This is a genomic window from Sphingomonas sp. (assembly GCF_019242355.1).
GTDB lineage: Bacteria > Pseudomonadota > Alphaproteobacteria > Sphingomonadales > Sphingomonadaceae > Sphingomicrobium.
In genome coordinates, this window is sequence record NZ_JAFAVR010000178.1 from 1 (window position 1) to 15,737 (window position 15,737).

Annotated in this window: 13 protein-coding genes; 5 read left to right on the top strand and 8 right to left on the bottom strand. The window is 65.0% G+C overall.

What is annotated here, in order from left to right:
* The 5 genes from JOZ79_RS08995 to JOZ79_RS09015 form a co-directional block, all read left to right on the top strand.
* On the top strand, positions 1–933 hold a 933-nt coding region (locus JOZ79_RS08995; RefSeq protein WP_294073381.1), incomplete at its 5' end, for a glycoside hydrolase family 3 C-terminal domain-containing protein.
* Positions 934–944: 11 nt separating this feature from the next.
* Complete coding sequence (locus tag JOZ79_RS09000) at positions 945–2,438, top strand: tryptophan halogenase family protein (RefSeq protein WP_294073383.1); 1,494 nt, start codon at positions 945–947, stop codon at positions 2,436–2,438.
* Complete coding sequence (locus JOZ79_RS09005) at positions 2,435–3,862, top strand: glycoside hydrolase family 30 beta sandwich domain-containing protein (protein ID WP_294073385.1); 1,428 nt, start codon at positions 2,435–2,437, stop codon at positions 3,860–3,862. Before JOZ79_RS09000 ends, JOZ79_RS09005 begins: the two co-directional genes overlap by 4 nt.
* Positions 3,859–5,142, top strand: coding sequence for an MFS transporter (locus tag JOZ79_RS09010; RefSeq protein ID WP_294073387.1), 1,284 nt, complete (start codon positions 3,859–3,861; stop codon positions 5,140–5,142). Before JOZ79_RS09005 ends, JOZ79_RS09010 begins: the two co-directional genes overlap by 4 nt.
* Complete coding sequence (locus JOZ79_RS09015) at positions 5,139–5,993, top strand: DUF4886 domain-containing protein (RefSeq protein ID WP_294073389.1); 855 nt, start codon at positions 5,139–5,141, stop codon at positions 5,991–5,993. The genes JOZ79_RS09010 and JOZ79_RS09015 overlap by 4 nt, the downstream gene beginning before the upstream one ends.
* 172 nt (positions 5,994–6,165) lie before the next feature.
* Here the strand turns inward: JOZ79_RS09015 and JOZ79_RS09020 are convergent, their stop codons facing one another.
* The 8 genes from JOZ79_RS09020 to JOZ79_RS09055 all read right to left on the bottom strand — a co-directional run.
* A complete protein-coding gene (locus JOZ79_RS09020; RefSeq protein ID WP_294073391.1) occupies positions 6,166–7,740 on the bottom strand; it encodes a twin-arginine translocation signal domain-containing protein in 1,575 nt (524 codons plus the stop codon).
* Complete coding sequence (locus JOZ79_RS09025; protein WP_294073393.1) at positions 7,733–9,196, bottom strand: NAD(P)/FAD-dependent oxidoreductase; 1,464 nt, start codon at positions 9,194–9,196, stop codon at positions 7,733–7,735. Before JOZ79_RS09025 ends, JOZ79_RS09020 begins: the two co-directional genes overlap by 8 nt.
* A gap of 10 nt (positions 9,197–9,206) precedes the next feature.
* On the bottom strand, positions 9,207–9,815 hold the full coding sequence (locus JOZ79_RS09030) for a c-type cytochrome (RefSeq protein ID WP_294073395.1): 609 nt from the start codon (positions 9,813–9,815) through the stop codon (positions 9,207–9,209).
* 129 nt (positions 9,816–9,944) lie between these two features.
* Entirely contained in the window at positions 9,945–10,889 is a 945-nt protein-coding gene (locus tag JOZ79_RS09035) for a BadF/BadG/BcrA/BcrD ATPase family protein (RefSeq protein ID WP_294073397.1), read from the bottom strand.
* Complete coding sequence (locus tag JOZ79_RS09040) at positions 10,886–12,025, bottom strand: SIS domain-containing protein (protein WP_294073399.1); 1,140 nt, start codon at positions 12,023–12,025, stop codon at positions 10,886–10,888. Before JOZ79_RS09040 ends, JOZ79_RS09035 begins: the two co-directional genes overlap by 4 nt.
* Positions 12,018–13,301, bottom strand: a complete 1,284-nt coding sequence (locus tag JOZ79_RS09045) for a D-tagatose-bisphosphate aldolase, class II, non-catalytic subunit (protein ID WP_294073401.1) — start codon at positions 13,299–13,301, stop codon at positions 12,018–12,020. Before JOZ79_RS09045 ends, JOZ79_RS09040 begins: the two co-directional genes overlap by 8 nt.
* Positions 13,302–13,375: 74 nt before the next feature.
* A complete protein-coding gene (locus JOZ79_RS09050; RefSeq protein WP_294073403.1) occupies positions 13,376–14,305 on the bottom strand; it encodes a DMT family transporter in 930 nt (309 codons plus the stop codon).
* Positions 14,302–15,737 (bottom strand): glycoside hydrolase family 36 protein (locus tag JOZ79_RS09055; protein ID WP_294073405.1); only part of this gene is annotated, 1,436 nt, incomplete at its 5' end. The genes JOZ79_RS09050 and JOZ79_RS09055, both read right to left, overlap by 4 nt.

Consider the following 15,737-nt stretch of genomic DNA (forward strand, 5'->3'; position numbering starts at 1 on the left):
ATGGTGCCGGACGATTGGAAGAAATTCATCCCGGCAACGATCGCCGACGTTCGCGCCGGCCGGATCCCAACGAGCCGAATCGACGATGCCGTGTCGCGGATCATCCGGGTCAAGATCCGTTCCGGCCTGTTCAACGACTCCCCGGCAAGCGGTCCTCATCCCGACGCGTCGGCCATTCATTCGCCGGAGGCTCGCGACCTCGCGCGCCAGGCGGTTCGCGAATCGCTGGTGCTCCTCAAGAATGACCGGCGCACTCTTCCGCTCCGCAGTCCCGACCGGGTGCTGGTGGTCGGTGAAGGCGCCGACAGCCTGCCAATGCAGTCCGGCGGTTGGTCCCTGACCTGGCAGGGCGACAAGACGGCGACCTCCGACTATCCGGATGCCGACACCCTGCTGTCGGCGCTGCGCAAGACGCTTGGACCGCAGCGGGTTGACTACAGCCGCGACGGAGCAGGGGTCGACGTTCGCCGGTACAGCGCCGTCGTCATGGTCGCTGCCGAGAAGCCCTATGCCGAGGGCGCGGGCGATATCGCCTTTCCGACCTCCTTGCGCCACAGCAGCCGCTATCCACAGGACCTGAATGCGCTCAATCGCGTCAGCGGCAGGGGCGTGCCGGTCGTGACCCTGCTCTATTCGGGCCGCCCCGTCGGGGCGAACGACCTTATCAACCGTTCCGATGCTTTCGTCGCTGCCTGGCTTCCCGGGACGGAGGGTATGGGCTTGGCGGATATGCTGCTGGGCGGCAGCGGGGGACGCGCAGTCCATGACTTCACCGGCAGGCTGTCATTCGACTGGCCGGCCGGCGATTGCCTGCTCCAGCATGGCGGTATCCAGTTCCGGCGCGGCTATGGCCTGTCGGTCCGAGCAGGCAGTGCAGGCCGCCGACTGCCGGAAGGCCGTCACGTCTTGGCCTGTCCGGCTGGAAGCCGCTAATCACCGCTTCGATGCGCAGGATTCTTATCGTTGGCGGGGGCACGGCGGGATGGATGACCGCCGCGCTGTTCGGCAAACTGTTCCAAGGCCTCTACGACATTGAGCTGATCGAGAGCGAGGCGATCGGCACGGTTGGTGTCGGCGAGGCGACGATCCCCGCTATCAAGAAATACAACGAACTCGTCCAGCTTGACGAAGCCGAATTCATGCGGCGCACTCAGGCGACGTTCAAGCTCGGGATCGAGTTCGTTGACTGGGTCAAGCCCGGCCAGCGCTACATGCACGGCTTCGGGGTCATCGGCCAGGACTGGGAGTGGCTGCGCTGCCATCATTACTGGCTGAGCGCTCACCAGCGCGGACAAGCCCGCGATTTCGCCGATTATTCGATCAACACCGCTGCCGCGATCGCCGACAAGTTCATGCACGCGCGGCCCGAAATGTCGGAATCTCCGATCGGGCACATCGCCTACGCCTTTCAGTTCGATGCGTCGCTCTACGCCCGATACCTGAGGTCGATGGCCGAGCAGCACGGCGTCCGGCGAACCGAGGGCCGTATCGTCGAAGTGACCGTCACGGACGGCGGCGACATCGAATCCGTGACGCTGGAAGGTGGCCGCGTTCTCGCCGCCGACTTCTTCATCGACTGCTCGGGCTTTCGCGGGCTGCTGATCGAGCAGGCCTTGAAGACCGGGTATGAGGACTGGAGCCGCTGGCTTCCGTGCGACCGCGCGATGGCCGTGCCCTGTGCGCGGACGGAGCCGCTGGTACCCTACACGCGGGCGACCGCTCGCGACCCGGGATGGCAATGGCGTATTCCGCTGCAGCACCGAACGGGCAACGGCCTCGTCTATTCAAGCGGGCATATCGACGATGACGCCGCCGAGGCGCTGCTGCTCGCCAATCTCGACGGCGAGCAGCTTGCCAACCCCAACCGCCTTCGTTTCACCAGCGGCAAGCGGCGCAAGATGTGGAACCGCAATTGCGTCGCCCTTGGGTTGGCAGCGGGATTCCTGGAGCCGCTGGAATCGACCAGCATCCATCTCGTCCAGTCGGCGGCAATCCGTCTGGTCCGGCTGTTTCCCGACGCAGCGACCGACCAAGCGACCATCGACGAGTTCAACCGCCAAGCCGATTTCGAATGGGAACGCGTCCGCGACTTCATCGTGCTCCATTATTGGGCGAACGAGCGCGAGGGTGATTTCTGGGAATATTGTCGCAGCATGGAGCTGCCGCCTACGCTGCAGCGCAAGATCGACCTCTGGCGGTCCAACGGACGCATCTTCCGCGAGGACGAAGAGCTGTTCGCCGAGGAGAGCTGGATTCAGGTGCTGATCGGACAGGGTATTCTGCCGCGCAGCCACGACCCGCTCGTCGCAATCAAGAGCGATTCGCAGATCGACCAGTTCCTGGGGAATATTGCGGCGACGATCGGCCGCTGCGTCGAGGTCATGCCGACGCACAGCGATTATGTGCGCAAATTCTGTCCCGCGGACGCAGTCGCATGAAGCGACTCGCGGCGATCCTTGCGGCCATGCTGCTGATCGCGGGCTGTTCGACGCTTCCGTCGAGCGGGGCTGCGCCAGCCGAGATGTGGCTGACAACCGCCGACCAGGCGCAAAAGCTCGCGCCGCAGCCGCTTGTAGGTGCGAACGGGCCGGCAGTGGGCGACGAAGCGATCACCATCGATACCGGCCGTCGCTTCCAGACGATGCACGGCTTCGGAGCGGCAATGACAGACGCGTCCGCGGAGGTATTGAGCCGCCTGCCGAACGACCAGCGCAGGGCGGTGATGGCCGAGCTGTTCGGGCGGGGGACCCATGGGCTTGGGCTCTCGTTCATGCGCCTGACGATCGGCGCATCGGATTTTTCGACACACGATTACACTTACGACGACACGTCTGGGAACGTGCCCGACCCGGAACTTCGCCGTTTCTCGATCGCGCCGGCGAGGACCTATGTGCTGCCACGAGTCCGGGAAGCGCTCGCGATCAATCCGCAGCTCAAGGTGATGATCAGCCCGTGGAGCGCGCCGGCCTGGATGAAGACAACGCGCAGCCTCATCACGGGCCAGTTAGTGCCGGAATATTATCCCGCTTTCGCCGACTATCTCGCGCGGACGGTGCAGGCGTTCGGCGCGGACGGCGTGCCCGTCGCGATGCTGACGATCCAGAACGAGCCGAACTTCGAGCCGGACTCCTATCCGGGCGAGCGCGTGGACCCCGCGGCGCGGGCCGCGATCATCGGCCGCCACGTGGGACCTTTGTTCAGGTCGCGCGGCCTTAAGACTCAGATTCTCGACTGGGATCATAATTGGGACCATCCGGAAATGCCGCTCGCGGTGCTCTCCGACCCGGCCGTAGGGGAGTTCATCTCGGGCGTCGCGTGGCATTGTTATGCAGGCGACGTGGCCGCGCAGTCGCCGGTCCACGACGCGTTCCCGGCCAAGGACGCCTGGGTCACCGAATGCTCGGGTGGGGAGTGGAGCCCGCGCTACGCCGAAGTGCTCGGCTGGATGACTAGCAAGCTCATCATCGGCGCGGCCAACAACTGGTCGCGCGGCACGTTGTTGTGGAATCTGGCGCTAGACCCGTCGCACGGGCCACATACGGGCGGCTGCTCCGATTGCCGAGGCGTGGTTACGGTCGATCCAACGAGCGGAGCGATCACCCGGAACGTCGAATATTATGTGCTCGGCCATGCGAGCCGGTTTGTTTTTCCGGGAGCCTGGCGTGTCGGCACGGTCGTTCGAGGCGGGGATGTCGAGGCTGCGACATTCCTCAACCGCGACGGAAGCCGCATTGCGATCGTCTATCGCAAATCTGGGAGCGGGCCGGTGACGATCGCGATGGACGGGAAGCGATACACGGCCACGATGCCGGAGGGATCGGTCGCGACATTGCGCTGGAGAGGCCAGCGCGCCAGCCAGTGAAGGCGCGTGCAGGTGACGACAAGCGGACCCTGCTCGCCTTCGCGGCGGTCACCAGCCTGTTTTTCGCCTGGGGGTTCATCACATCCAACAACGACCCTCTGATCGTCGCCCTGCGCGCTGCCTTCCAGCTGGACTACCGCGAAGCGCTGTTGACGCAGATCGTTTTCTTCCTTGCTTACGGCCTGCTCTCGCTGCCGGCGGCCTGGCTGATGAGCCGGCTTGGAGCCGTGGACATGATCCTCGGCTCGCTCGGCGTCATGGCGTCGGGCTGCCTCCTCGTCGTGCTCAGCACCGCTACCGGCCAGTTCTGGCCGATCCTCGCCGCCTTGTTTGTCCTGGCGGGAGGGTTCACGGCGTTGCAGGTCGCCGCGAACCCGCTTGCTGCCGAACTTGGCTCGTCGGGGCGCACTCATCTGCGATTGAATTTCGCGCAGGCCTTCAATTCCCTGGGAGTGGTCGTCGGCGTCCATTTCGGCTCGCTGGTGATGCTGCGCGATCCGGCACTGCGAGCCGCCGACCTGGCAAGCCTTGACCTGGCGCATCGCGCCGAGCTCCTCCGCGCCGTCAATCGAGCGTTCCTGATCATGGCTGCGCTGCTGGCGGCGCTGGCGCTGATGTTCGCGCTCCTTCGCGGCTTCCTTCGCCGGACCACGCCGAGGCAGAACGCGGTTAGTCTCGCAGGCATGTTCGACGTGCTGCGCTCGCCCTGGGCGGTATTTGGCGCAGTGGCGATCGGCCTCTATGTCGGCGCCGAGGTTTCGATCGGCAGCATCATGATCAACTTCCTCGACCAGCATTCGGTGCTGGCGCTGCCGCTGGACGATGCTGGCGCCTATCTCGCAAACTTCTATTGGGGCGGCGCACTCGTAGGCCGGCTCGTTGGGACCGGGCTCCTGATGCGCATTCGAGCCACGCGATTGTTGTGCGGGTTCGGAATTGCCGCGGCCGGCCTGTGCTTCATCGTTCTGGCTGTCGGCGGACCGGTCGCGGGATATGCGGCGCTTATGGTCGGGCTCTTCAATTCCATCATGTTCCCGACGATCTTCACGATCACGCTCGAGCGGTCGGGTGTTTCACGAAGCCTGACGTCGGGCTTGCTCTGCGTCGCGATCTTTGGAGGAGCCTTGTTGCCGCTCGCTGTGGGAACGATCGCCGACAGCTTTGGGCTCAGGGCCGCTTTTGCCGTCCCGTTGGCGGCTTATGCTTTCATTGTCCTGTTCGCCACCGCGGCAATGGCTGGCGAGACGGTTCGAATGGAGCAGCGCGAGGCCTTGCCATGATGATCGCTCTTTTCCTCGCTGTCACCGTCGCCTCGACACCCGCGCCGACGCCGCGAAAGATCCTGTTCGTTGGCAACAGCTTCACGTTCGGGGCGCTGTCGCCGGTGATGACCTATCGCAAGGACAGCGTCACGGACCTCAACGGTGATGGCATGGGCGGCGTGCCGGCGCTCTTCAAGCGTTTCGCCGACGAAGCGGGGCTGCGGTATGACGTGTCCCTGGAGACGGCCGCCGGACAGACGCTGGCATGGCATCTGGCCAACCGGAGCACCGTCCTCGACCGGTCCTGGGACGCAGTCGTGCTCCAGCAATACAGCACGCTCGATCCTGACAGGCCCGGCGAGGTCACGACAACGATCCCGGCGGCGCGTAGCCTTGCCGAGCGGTTCAGGCGGCGAAATCCCGGAGTGGATATCAGCCTGGTCGCGACCTGGACGCGTCCCGACCTCACTTACCCAATGGGCAAGCGTTGGTCCGGCCAGCCGGTCGAACGCATGGCGCTCGACCTCAGGAAGGCGGACGACACGGTGCGCGCGGAGGTGCCTTCGATCGCCAGGGTTGTTCCGGTGGGGCAGGCGTTCACCTGCGCGATCGATCGAGGGCTCGCCGACCCCAATCCTTACGACGGGGTCGCTCCAGGCAAGATCGACCTTTGGGCGACCGATCATTATCATGCATCTACCTATGGCTATTACCTCGAAGCGCTGACGCTCTTCGCCGCAATCACGCGCAGCGATCCTCGAAAGCTCGGGGGCGGCGAAAAAGCAGCCCGCGAACTGGGGATCGCAGGAGCAACCGTCAGCGCGCTCCAGGGGATCGCTTTCCGGATGGCGACGTTCGGACGCTGCTGACCCGGCTGGACGAAAGTCGTGGCGGGGGCGTAACGCAGCGCTCGGCGGATGCAGCTATTGCCCGTCTTCCCCGCAACAACGTGCATCTGGACGCAGGCGCCAACTTCGGATTGAACAAGGCGACGCCCGGCATTGAAGGCTACACCGGGATTTCGGCGAAGTTCTGACCGCCTCAGGTCGACGGCAGATTGCGCCGCAGCGTGAGCGAGCCATCACTTTCCAGTCGCTGCGCGCAGGCCCAGCGCAACAGATGCCGGACGCCCTTCACCTCGAGCTCGGCGCGCAGGCGCAGGCCGGCCCAGTCGCGTCTCGCAGGCCAGCTGAGCATCGCCTGGCGGATGCCGGTTGGCCTCGGATAGCCGGGATCGAGGGAGCCACTCGCGACGACGGTGCCGTTGGGCTCGCTCAGTGTGAGGCGGACCACTCCGGGAGGGGATGCGACCCCGTCGTTGGCAAGGCCGACGACCATTCCGCCGCCGCCGTCACGCTCGAAGGGCCAGACGAATGCCGGATAGATGCGATAGCCGATCCGTCGCGCCGCATGGTCGATGACCTGTGGATATTTGTCGTAATAGCTGAGGACGTGGTCGGCGCTGATGTCGTGCCAGTTCCAGATCGAGAAATAGTTCGCGCCGACGCCGAGCACGTGGGCGATAACCTGCTCGTTCATCGTCACGCCGTCGACCATGCCGAGCTTGTCAAGGTCACCTCTGGTCATCGGAACTTCGCTGATTGCCGCGACCCAGGGCGGGCGGTTGCTCAACGCCTCGATCTGCGTGTTCTCGATAAAGATGGTGTCGCTGCGGATCCAGTTGCCGGAGCGCACCGTGCGGTCGAGCACAGCGGCATTGCCGACATTGCTGAAGTCAGGCTGCGTGTTGGTTGCCAGCGGAGTTCTGGTCCAGGCACGCAACTGCGTCTCCAGCATCCGCAGCATGGTCGCCTGAGCGACGGCGTTGTTCGAAAAGGGATTGCCTTCGTACGGCCAGCTGTGGCCTTCGCCCCAGAAGCCGTACATCATCGTGTCCATATATTCGACGTCGGGACTGCCATTATACCGGTCGGCGAGGAGCGCATTCAGCTCATCGAACGCCGCCTGGTACGCCGGATCATCGTAGCGTGGCATCGCATGCTTCTTGCGATAGCGAACCTGCGAAGGATCGCCGGGCCAGCTGCCCTTGAGCGTCACGTAGGGCACCTTCGCCATCAGGAAATCGGGCATCCCTGGTTCCGGAAAATCCGGGTTCTCCAGCATGACTCGAAACCCGACACGCTTGCCGTACTTACGTGCGAGATCGAACGTGACGGTCCACCAGTCGGGAAAGTCGAGCCTGCCCGGTCGTCGCTGCACCTCGCGCCAGTTGGGGCGCAGGTAGACCTTTTGCACGAAAGGCAGCTTGATCAGATCCTCGATGGACTGCTCGAGAGTCTGGCCCGGAAGCCGCGGCGGCCCGATATCGCCCGACACATAGACCGTCAGGCCCATGCCGTAATTCGGAACGATGTCGCGCGATGGCGATGTCGCCATTACAACTTCGCCGCCGGGTGCGTTTGCGTCCGCGCCATAATTGCTGAACGGTCCCTGATTCAGCCGGTCGGGGACGGGCGGTCCGGATCCCCAATCATAATTCGACCAATTGTGCTCGAGCACCTGCTGCGCGCCGGATGGCGCGGCGAGTCCGGCGCCCGCGGCGGCAACGCCGAGCGCGCTGGTCTTCAGGAAATCGCGTCGCCTGAATTCAGGCATCGGCGATCTCCCGGGCGACGCGGGCTGCCGAGCGAACGCAGGATTCCATGCCGCGGCTCAGCGGATCGGCGTAAGTGCCGGCAAAGTAGAGCCGCCCATCCGGTTTCATGATTTCCGGCCAGAATTTTCGCAGGGTGCCGGGGGCAAACGGCTCCATCTCGCAGGTCGGCGCGAAGGGATCCTGGCTCCAGTCGTAGGTGAGCGCCTGGACGATCGTGTCGCGCTTTCCGGGGTAAACCTCCCGGAACGCGGCGAGCACGCGCTGCGGCGAGAGCCCGCTGGGACCGAAGGCCTTCAGGATCACGCGCGTTGACGCCGGCGACTCGGGAACCACCCAGATCGACTGGATGTCCGGGTGCTCGAAGCTCATGGCGAGATTGGTGAAGCCATCCTCTAGCCAGAACTTGCTCTCGGCTTCGAAGACGAAGAACGGGTGCGAGCTGTAGGCCACGTTGTCGACGACATATCGCTTGGCGGGCGACAAGCCCGGCGTGATCTGGATCTTCCGGAAGACGGGCAGGGAGATGCAATTGACGAGGTAATCGGCATGCATGGTCCGCAGCGTATCGCTGCCATAGGCTGTGTGCGTGACGGTGACGCCGGACGCGTCGTGCGTAATTGCGGTGATGGGATGGTTTAGCCGCACTCGTGTCCCGAGCCGTGCAGCGAAGGCCTTGGGCATCTCCTCGTTGCCGCCCTTCAGGTGGAAGGTCTCGCCTTCCGACAAGGGAATGCCGCGATCCTTCATCACGGCATAGCGCCATACGCCGTAGAGTGCGTTCTGATGTTGGCCCGCCAGATAGTCCCGCGCACGCTTCGACGCGCCGCGCCGGGCGAACAGAGTGTCGAGATCGATGACGTCATAGGCATCGAGGCCGTTTCCGAACGGCTGGCTGGCGTCGTGGAACCGGGCGATGTCATCCGCCAGATAAAGCGAGGGCAGCTCATACCAAGGGTGCGACGAGAGGAAGACGACCTCTTTGTCATTAAAGCCGAGCGCCCTCAGAGTTGCCGGCTGGCCAAGCATGGCATCGCTGTAGAACTTCTCGCCGATCTGTGTGAGCTGGCCGTTGTTGGCGGGCAGCGGCGAGCCTTCGGCGTTGGGGTAGGGCACCGCCTCCAGCCCGAATGCATCGACGTAGCGGAAGAATTGCTCGTAGCCCGGTTTCGTCAAATGGTCGGCGCCGTAGTCCGCAAACAGTCCGTCCGACAGACCGTCATGCCCGGTGAAGACGTGGCCCCCGTACCGTCCCGATGCTTCGAGCACGACAACGTCGACGCCATGCTGCATCAGCTCGTAAGCGCAGCACAGGCCGGTAATGCCCGCTCCGGCAACGATCACGCGCTTGCCTGCGGCCCCGGCGGAGCGGGACTGGTCCACTGCCTTCGCGCCCGAGGGCATCATCGAGGCGCCGAGCCCGGCGGCGACAGTCTTCAGGAATGTCCGGCGCTCCATCGTGCGACCGTCAGGAGCCGTGGACGGCGAGGGTATTCCGACCGCTCGCCGGGCCGCGCTTGTCGCCGGGCTTGAGCGGTCCCGTGTAGAAGGCGGAGAGGACTGTGCCGGCATGCGGCCCCGGCTTGCCCGTCGCGTTCATTCGGAACGTGCCGGTTCTGCCGATCGCGTACTGAACGGACGAGCTGCCTGCTTGGCTGACGATCCACTGCGCGATCGCAGTCGCCTGAGCGGCGCTTATTTCCGGATGCGGAGGCATGGTGCCGCCGCCCCAGGCACCGTGCGACCCGTTGCGGATGTGGTCGGCAAGAGTGGCCGCCGCTCCGCCTTTGCCGGCGTAGCGCCTTGCGATTGCTGCAAACGACGGCCCCGCTGATGCCGCCGCGAAGTCGTGGCAGCCGCTGCAGTTCGAACGGCTAATCTCCGCAACGCCGTCCGGCAGCACCCCGGCGGCCGGCGCAGAATCGGCATTGGCTGCGAAGACGGCGCGGAGCACGACCTGATTGGACGGGATTTCGCCGAACTTCGTCGACTTGCCGTCGTAGCTGACCGTCACTGCATAAGGCACTTGAGAACCCCATGGTGCGCGGCTGCCGACGGCGGGGGAGGCGATGTCCACGCTGAGTCCTTGGCTCGGCGCTGCGGCGTGCAGGAGTGCCGCGAACGTGGAAGCCGCAAGGGCCACTACCGAGAGCCCAACAATCTTCAACTGCATCCCTTCGGTCTCCGCCTGTTGTGCTCGCGCTGTTCAGTCCGTGGATCGGCTCGCCTGAAGGCGGGCGTAGAGAGCGGCCCCATAAGCCGGTGAGTGCCGCGGCTCGACCGGTTGATAGGGCCCAGCAGCGACAAGCCGCGCTTCCAGCCGAGAACGCACCGAGCCGTCATTTGCGAGAACGCCGCCCGACCAGGACAGAGGCACCGGCTCGTCCTCCGCGAAGCCGAGCTCGGCCCGCAGTGCTTCGGCCATGGCGGCGAGCTCGTCGGCGGCGCGGTCGTGGATTGCGATCGCCGCCGGATCGCCCGCGGCAGCCGCCTCCGCGACAAGCGGTGCAAGTCCGGCAATCCCGTCACGTTCAAGGCCGCTCTCGCCCATGATTCTGGCGCAGATATCGAGGTCGGCACCGAGATCGAGCTTGCTCCGGAACGCGTCGTGCAGAGCGCCCCTGGGCAGTCTTCCATCGCTCATCCGGGTGAAGGCATTCAAGCCCTGGATGGCGATCCAGTACGCCGAGCCCTCGTCGCTGAAGACCTCGCCCCAGCCGCCGACGCGGGCGGAGCGGCCCTGGCGTTCGCCGTAGCCGATCGACCCGGTCCCGGCGACGAGATTGATGCCGTCGGCGCAGGCGAGCGATCCCGCCCATCCGCACACCATGTCGTTGCCGCACGAATAGCGGTCGTGTCCTAGAAGCTGCCCGCACTGCCGCTCCAGTTGCGGGTCGATGGCGGCGTCCTCTCCATAGGCGGGGAGGCCGAAGAATGCGTAGGCGAGACCGGCCGGGGCGATTCCGGCGTCAGCGCACACGCCGGCGATCCCGGCTCCAATGGCTTGCAAGGCGCCATCAAGGCCGACCTGCAGGTGATAGGTCGTTCCTTCGACATGGCGGCCGACGACCTCACCCACCTCATCGATGCAGACGAATTCGGTTTTGGTGCCACCGCCGTCGACGCCGAGGAATATGCCGTGATCACTCATCGGGTGGCGCTGTGGATCCGCACGCCCTGCACGACGCGGTTTACGGTACCCGCCTGGTTGGGCTGGTCGGGAGTGAGCCCGCGGTCGAGCGAGGCATGAAAAGCGAAGAGCTGGGCAGGGACGATATAGGGGAAGAGGAGGTCGCAATCCTCGGCCTGCTCGAGGCCGCGAACCGCGATCGTCTCGCCGATTCCGCCCTGCGCCGATACCACGAGCACCTCGCCCGCGATGCCATCAGCGCGCAATTCCTCGATCAGGTCGCGGTCGTAGGCGCGGGTTAGCGGATTGTTCGACGCGAAGACGACGACAAGGGTGTCCGCGTTGACGATTGTCTTCGGCCCATGGCGGAAGCCGAGCGTCGATTCGTACATCGTGACCAGCGCGCCGTCGGTGAGTTCGAGCAGCTTCAGCGCTGCCTCGCGGGCGAGGGCCTGCAGCGGACCGCTGCCGAGATAGACGACACGGCTGAACCGCCGCCCGGCGAGCGCGGCCATGCGCGGTTCGGAAGCCGCCAGTTCGCCGACGGCTCGCGCGATCGGTTCGATGCGCGGCTCGAAGCTCCCGATCCCGGAAAAGATTGCCAGGGCCGACAGCATCATCGCCGAGAAGCTTGAGGTCATCGCGAAACCGCGGTCGTGCGTCGGCTCGGGCAGGACGAGGACGAATGCATCGTTGCCAGCGCGCCGCGCGAGCGCGCCCTCCGGATTGCAGGTAATGATAAGGTGACGAGCACCGTCAACGCGGGCGTCGGCCAGCTCGATCGCCGCCAGGCTCTCGGGGCTGTTGCCCGATCGCCCGAAGGATACGAGCAGAGTCGGCGCGTTCGGCGTCAGGTACAGGTCGGGTGCGCTGACGATGTCGGTCGTCGGGACGGCCTCGACACATCGCCCGGTACGCTTCGCGATCGTCGCAGCGAGGCAGCCGCCGATGAACGCCGACGTGCCGGCGCCGGCAAGGATGATGCGCAGGTCCGCGTTCGCCAGCAGCGGGGCCAGAAAGGCTTCAATGCCGGCGCGCTTCTGGGAGAGAAGCGCGCCCGTTGCGCGGAGCGTCTTCGGCTGCTGCAAGATCTCGCGCCGAGTCCACGGCTCGGTTGCCTCGTCGGACGCGGGGACAATGGAAAGAACGTCAGACATCGGGGTGGCAGGCTCCGTGATAGGCATCAAGGACCGCGCTCACTTGCGCGATCACGAGGTCGGCGGGGTCGAGCGATGCGCGGCCGGCGCGATGCGCGGCGAAGCCGGCGGGAAGATACTGGCTTACCAACGCGAGCGGCGGGATAGTCCGGCGAAGGTTCGCGAACAGCCTTTCCTGGGCAGCGGCGATCGCTTCGTCGGGCCAATAATAGCGGATGCGGTCACTCAGGCTGTATTGCAGCTGCAGGTCCAGCGCATTGCCTTCACGGTCGTAATATTTCGTCCAGTTGGCCGGATCGGCATGCATCCGTGCGAGCGCCACCTGGCGCAGGTTGGCGCGCTGAGCCGGGGGCAGCAGTTCGCGCTCGATAGCGTCGAGCCCCCACAAGGCTTCCCGCAAGGCGAAGGTGAGGCCCGGACCCACCTTGAGGATTGCGAAATGGTCCCGCACCAGGGCGGCAAGCGCGTCCTGGGTCTGGTAGTCCGTGGAATGCGCCTCGAACACGATATGGTCGACGGGCTCGATAGCGGCGCTGAGCTCCGCCGCGGCAGCGGGCAAGTAATCGACAACCTTGTCATGGTCGAACTCGACGCCGGGCTGGACGACGGTCGCGATCACGCGGTCCCAGGCATCGGCCAGACCGGCCCGCGAGAACAGGTCGTGATGCATCTCAAGGGTTGCAAGTGCGGCCGCCGGCGTCGTCACCTGGAGCTCGTGGAGGTCCTCCGCGGCGCCGCCCGGCACCGGGACCTCGGTGCCGATGACATAGCAGGGCAGAGTCGCAGCCTCGGCGGGTGCGGCAGCCTCCGCGGCGGCGCACAGCCGAGCAGCACGCTCGGCGATTGTCCGTTCGGGGAGGGGCACCGGATCGCCGGCGCAGCTCATCGAGCAATCGAGGTGGATCTTGCCGAAGCCCGCGCGGACATAATCGGCAACCATGGTTTCGGCTTTCGCCATCGCCTCCTCGGGCGACAGCCTTGTCCAGGCATTGGGGCCGAGATGGTCACCGCCAAGAGCGATCCGGTCGCGCGGGAAGCCGACCCGATCGGCAATCGCCCAGACGAAATCGCGGAAGCCAGCCGGCTGCATACCGGTATAGCCGCCGTCCTGGTTCACCTGGTTGGAGGTTGCTTCGATGAGAACGAGGGCGGAGCCCCGCTCCAGGCCATGGCGCAGCGCCGCCTCGATCACCAGCGGATGGGCAGAACATACGGAGGTGATCCCGACCGGCTCGCCAGTTTTGTGGCGCTCGACGATGTCCCGGATAGCGATCACCGGCTGTTCCCCCGTGTGCGACTCAAGGTACGGCGCATGGGAACGAAGCGCAAGAAAACGATGCATAATGAAATTTAGGAAAGCACGGGGTGCGACTCGCCAGCGACCGCATCGTCCGCGGCGTCCGGCTCGACCGCCAGCAGCAGAGACGCCGCGAGCGCGAGAATGAGGCCAACGATCTTCAGCGGCCCCGGCATGACTCCGAGCGCGATCAGCGAGATGACCGCGGTGGCCAGCGGTGCTCCGGCATTGCTTAGCGGCGCGACGATGATCGCCTTGCCGTAGCGGAATGCGTAGACCAGCGTCAGTGCGCCGATCGCGTTCAGCACCTGGATGACCGCGGTCATTCCGGTCCAGCCCCAGTTGATCGGGTGCGACCGGTCGGTCAGCAGCCAAGCGACCGGGATCAGGAGCAACCCCGCGACCATCATGTAGAAGAAGATCCCCTCGGCCGACATGTAGTTATTCGCCGACTTCATGAAATAGGCCTGCACGCCCCAGGCGAGGAGGACGATCAGGGCGAGGATGAACCACTCGGATCCGCCGGTCGCGCTTCCGTCGGCGGGTGCATAATTGAAGATGGGAAGCGCGATCAGTGCAAGCGCGATCCCGACGATCCCGAGCTTGCCCGTACGCTCTCCGAGGAATGCGAAGGACATCAGGATTGTCACCAGTGGCGACAACGAGATAATCGGGAAGATGAGATAAGCCGGTCCTCGGGTGAGGGCGTAAAACAGGACCATCTGCCCGCCCGCGCCAAGTAGCCCAACGGCCATGCCGTAGGCGACCGCCTTGCCGGAAAGCTCGAGCTTGCTGCCGCCCATTCTGAGCGCGATGAACGCCGGCGGAATCATCGTGAGCGCCCATACGCAGTAGACCAAGGTGTCGGGGAAGCCGTGCTTCGCCGACTGGTCGGAGAATGCGCCCCAGACACCCCAGAGGACGACGGTCACCAGCGCGTTGATCAGCCAGGCGCGGCCCGAAGGGGATGCAGTAGACGTCATGCAGTTGCTCCCGCGGGCGTCGCCTCGATCATGAGGAAGTGCTTGAAACTGGTGTTGATCCGGTTGTCGGCGGCGCTCGCGGTGCCCAGCGGTTCGCCAGTGAAGCTGTTGGTCAGGCGATAGCGGCCGGCGCCAAGTCCGCGCAGCGCAATCGGCCCGTTCCAGCTCTTCGCGTAAAAGGCATAATGCATCTTGCCGTCAGCGGCGACGACATGCGCTTCGGGCTTGTCGAATCCGATGTCGTACAGCTCGCCAAGATACTGGCCCTTGGACAGCATGTTCTTGCGATAGAGCGTGATCCATTTGCGCCACAGCTGCTCCTTGCGCGGCGTCAGCACGAAGCCGCCTGGCGGCAGTTGGTCGGTCGGCTTGTCGGTGTCCTTGGGCCAGGTGAATTTGGTCGAGGGGATGCCGCCGATTCCGTAGGTCGACGCGAAATCCTCGCCGCCCTCGCTCAGTTCGACGTGGTCGCCGGAAAATGGGGCCGATGGTCCCATCATCGCCTTGAATGTCTTGCCCTTGAGCCGCACCTGCCAGGAGGATTCGGGGTCCGACGCGGGCGTGTTGTTCATGCCCTGGATGTTGAAGAAGGCGAAGCTATCGCCGCACGGGCAGATCTCGATATTCGTGTTCGGGTCGATGGACATCGCCGTGTCGTAGATGGCCTTCCAGAAATCCTGCAGCTTCTCGGTCGATTCCTCAGGGCGCGCGTGGTTGTGCGCCGGGTTGTAGCAGGGGGCCACGCCGTTGAGGTCCTGGCCGTCGATCTTCAGGCCCTGGAAGCCCCATTCGCCGATGATGCGGCGAGTGACATCCTTGAAAAACTCCACCGTCGGCGGGTACGCGGGGCAGAGCGTATAGCTGTTCCACCAGGTGACGTTCTGAGCTGCGCCGTCGGCGTCGAGCAGGAGCATGTCGCGATGGTCGCGCATGAGGTCGCTCGCCGGCGCAGCCGACAGCGGCGAGATCCACAGCTTCGGGCGCATCCCGTAGCTCTTGATGCGATCGGCGAACTCCTTGAGGCCCCCGTTGCCTTGCGGGTACTTGGCCGTGTCCGCGACCCAGTCGCCCACCGACTTCTGCCAGCCGTCGTCGAGCACCGCCCATTCGCAGCCGACGGCCTTCGCCTTGTCGAGGGTGCCATACACCTGCTCCGGCGTGTAGTTGCGCTCGTAGCCCCAGGCGCACCAGATCGGCGCGTAGCTTGAATCGGGGATTGCGGGCGCGTGGAGACCGCGCTCCGCCATGATCCGGCGATAGGTATCCAGTGCCGCGAAATGGTCGCCGGAATGGACCATGAGGAAAGCTTGCGGAAGAGTCACCGACTGGCCGGGAGCGAGCACGATCGGCTCGTCTGCCTCCATCGCGATATGAGTTCCGTCAGGCTGCGAGTCGACTGGAAGCGCGACGAGCTTGGGCACGGTTTCGACAT